At 61.2% G+C, this 2,808-nt stretch carries 3 protein-coding genes; all 3 read left to right on the forward strand.

Features of this window, described 5'->3' with window-relative positions:
* Positions 1–88 precede the first annotated feature (88 nt).
* Positions 89–1,066 carry a methyltransferase domain-containing protein gene (locus WDA27_15260; protein ID MFA5892283.1) on the forward strand — a complete coding sequence of 326 codons (978 nt, stop codon included), beginning with the start codon at positions 89–91 and terminating at the stop codon, positions 1,064–1,066.
* Positions 1,067–1,201: 135 nt separating this feature from the next.
* Positions 1,202–1,537, forward strand: a complete 336-nt coding sequence (locus WDA27_15265; GenBank protein ID MFA5892284.1) for a hypothetical protein — start codon at positions 1,202–1,204, stop codon at positions 1,535–1,537.
* A gap of 588 nt (positions 1,538–2,125) precedes the next feature.
* A partial coding sequence (locus WDA27_15270; protein ID MFA5892285.1) for an EAL domain-containing protein occupies positions 2,126–2,808 on the forward strand: 683 nt, incomplete at its 3' end.

Genomic DNA, 2,808 nt, shown 5'->3' on the forward strand with positions numbered 1-2,808 from the left:
CTCTCGGCTCATAGCCAGCTTCGGCCTGCCCTACCGCGTTCTCCCTCCAAAGCCCCTATCCCGGTGCGGTGACGCTACCATCACCGCGATGGATCGAAGCCTTGGGCATTTTCATACCGATAACTCGCGATTAGACCCGACGCTCGGCTTCGCCTCGCGCGGGTCAATCGCCAGGACGTTGTACGGACCTGCGCGCATGAAGACTGAAGGCAACTGGGCTGAGTGGCTCTCGGAGGGGCGGGTCCGCGGCGCTTCAGCAAATCAACGTAAGCGCATGAACAAGAGTCTGGAGCGTGTGCGCGGTCAGGTCCTCGACCGAGCGGCGCTTAGACCCGGCCAATCCGTGCTTGATCTTGGTGCCGGTGAAGGGCTTCTTGCCCTGGAGGCCAGACGAAAGGTTTCGCAGACGGGGCACGTCGTTGCCCTTGATATCTCGACCGATGCGCTCCGCGTGTGCGCAGCCCGGGGGCGCCGCGCCCGAACCCGCATCGGCGCTCTCGATCCGGTGGCGGGCGACGCTCTCCAGCTTCCTTTCGCGTCCGAAGCGTTCGATGCAGTCGTCGCCCGATCAGTGCTCATGCATGTCAGCGATAAGCAAGGATCCATCCGTGAGGTGGCCCGCGTGCTCCGCCCAGGAGGAATCGCCTCGGTGTTCGAGGCGGTCTCTACGGTTGGGGTACGAGGCGCTGACGAGGAAGCGGAAGCGATCGCTAAGACCCTTCCCGACTACCCTCGCATCCGGCGGATGGCCTGGGATCGTGATGCGAGTCCTATGGTGGGTTGGGATGAGCGTGACCTAATCAGATGGTTCACCGCCGCTGGCTTCCGCAGCCTGCAGATGGAGTATCGGGAAACACACGTCCGGGGCGGGCGGACGATAACTCGGGATGACGTTTTGCGCCGTCTAGCGATGCGGCCTAATCCCTCAGCTCTTTCGCACGAAGAGGCGGCGCATGCCCTCTTGGGTCATGACGCTCCAGCCTATCTCGAAGCACTTTCCAAGCTTCTTGTGGATCGAGGCCACGAAGCGCATCATGGCCTCGTTCTGTTATCGGCGCATAGGTAGTTGTGATGCTCATAGACGCAGTTCTTAGTGGGGACAGCCGTACAACTTGCGGCTGGAACGGACCGTCCGGCGCTACGCGCCGTCCGGCCGCTCAGCCGCCAAATCGTTGAACAGCTTTCCAAAGGAAGGTGACGCATGACCGCAGCGGTTCTCTCCAAACATCAAATTGGTCGGGCAATCGGAACGGCCGCAGCCGCGCTCTCAACATTGATGGCCGGCCTCCTCGTCGTCTGGCTATTCGACGAACCGTCTGAACAATCTCTCGTCTGGTTGTTCGTTGGACCTATCGGGCTCGTGATCGCTGTGATCGGCGTCTGGGCTTGGTGGCAGGGCAGATGGGCCCTCGCCGCGGTCGGTATGTGGGTAGCGGCAGCTGCAGACATCGCGTGGTACAGCGCCGTCCTTCTCCCCGTTACCTTGGCACTCATCGCGACGATTCTCGCGTTCAAGAAGCGAGGGACTCTCGCATGAACCTGTTCAACCCGCGGATGCAACGGACGCTCGCTTGCGCTCGCGCCGCTGATCCGCCAAGTCGTTACCCCGCGTAGCGCTCGCGCGCCCGGCGCGGTCTTGTACTCATCGGCCGGTCGATGCGCGATCACGCGCGGTGACTCGTCCCAGTTGCTTGCCGACGTGCAGGTCCACGGAGGCTTGGTATCGAACCGTGCTGGACAAGTGTCTCGTGCTACAACCTAGATGCGGATGATCGGTGGTCGGCTCAGTGCGGTGCTGCGATGCGGATCGGGGGTCTCGAACAACCGTGATTGGGAAGGGCAAACCTAAGGCCGGGGTAACTCGCGCGTGCAACGGACGGGCACCGCGCTTCGCGCGGCGACCCGCCGCTGACGCGCAGAATCGTTCGGTGCCACATGACCGCACGGCCAGTGCAAAGCGGAAACCTTTGATTTCGATTAATTATGCGTTGCCTGAAGCAACGAGACTCAGGTCTAATTTGAATCGACCTTGGTGCCCTGCTGCGTGAGACTTCATATGGACAAATCCAACAGACGACCATCCCGCTCACGCCGCAGCCCGGGCGGGCCAAGGCTGAAGACAATCATGCCCCCTGCTAAAGCTGTGCTGTCAGCGCCGCGTGATGCCGCTAAGGGTGTAACCCTGCGAGAAATTCGGCAGGCACTCCAGCGCGGCGAGTTCATCTACTACTACCAGCCCAAGGTCTCGATGGTGAGTGGCCGCATTTCGGGGGCTGAGGCGCTTCTACGGTGGCGCAGGCCGGACGGTTCGATGATCTATCCGAACGAGTTCATACCTGTCGCGGAATCCACGGGATTCATAACCGAGGTCACGATCCGAATGCTGGAGCGGCTGGTAGTGGATATCGCGCGCATCCGTCCTGTTGAAACCGGACTGGTTGTGTCATTCAATGCCTCCGCCCGGGACTTCGAAGATCACCGATTCGTGACCGCTCTGTTTCGCCTATTTGACCGTGGCCAGCTCGCTGCCGAGGAAATCGAAGTTGAAGTGACCGAATCCGCCGCACTCGGGGGGAAAGCTGGACTGGTGGAACAATTGCTGCAACTGCGCAATCGACGGGTTGCTCTGGCGATGGACGATTTCGGCGCCGGTTACGCCAGCATCGATGCGCTCTCCCGCTTGCCGTTTACCAGGAGATATCGTCAAATGTTGTGGAACGCGTGGCGTGAATCACGCGGCGTCCTTCCCCGTGTTGCGTTCGATCAGTTTTCCATTCACGAACTTCGCACCGGCGCGCACGAGCGCAA

Source organism: Actinomycetota bacterium (genome assembly GCA_041658565.1).
Taxonomy (GTDB): Bacteria; Actinomycetota; AC-67; order AC-67; family AC-67; genus JBAZZY01.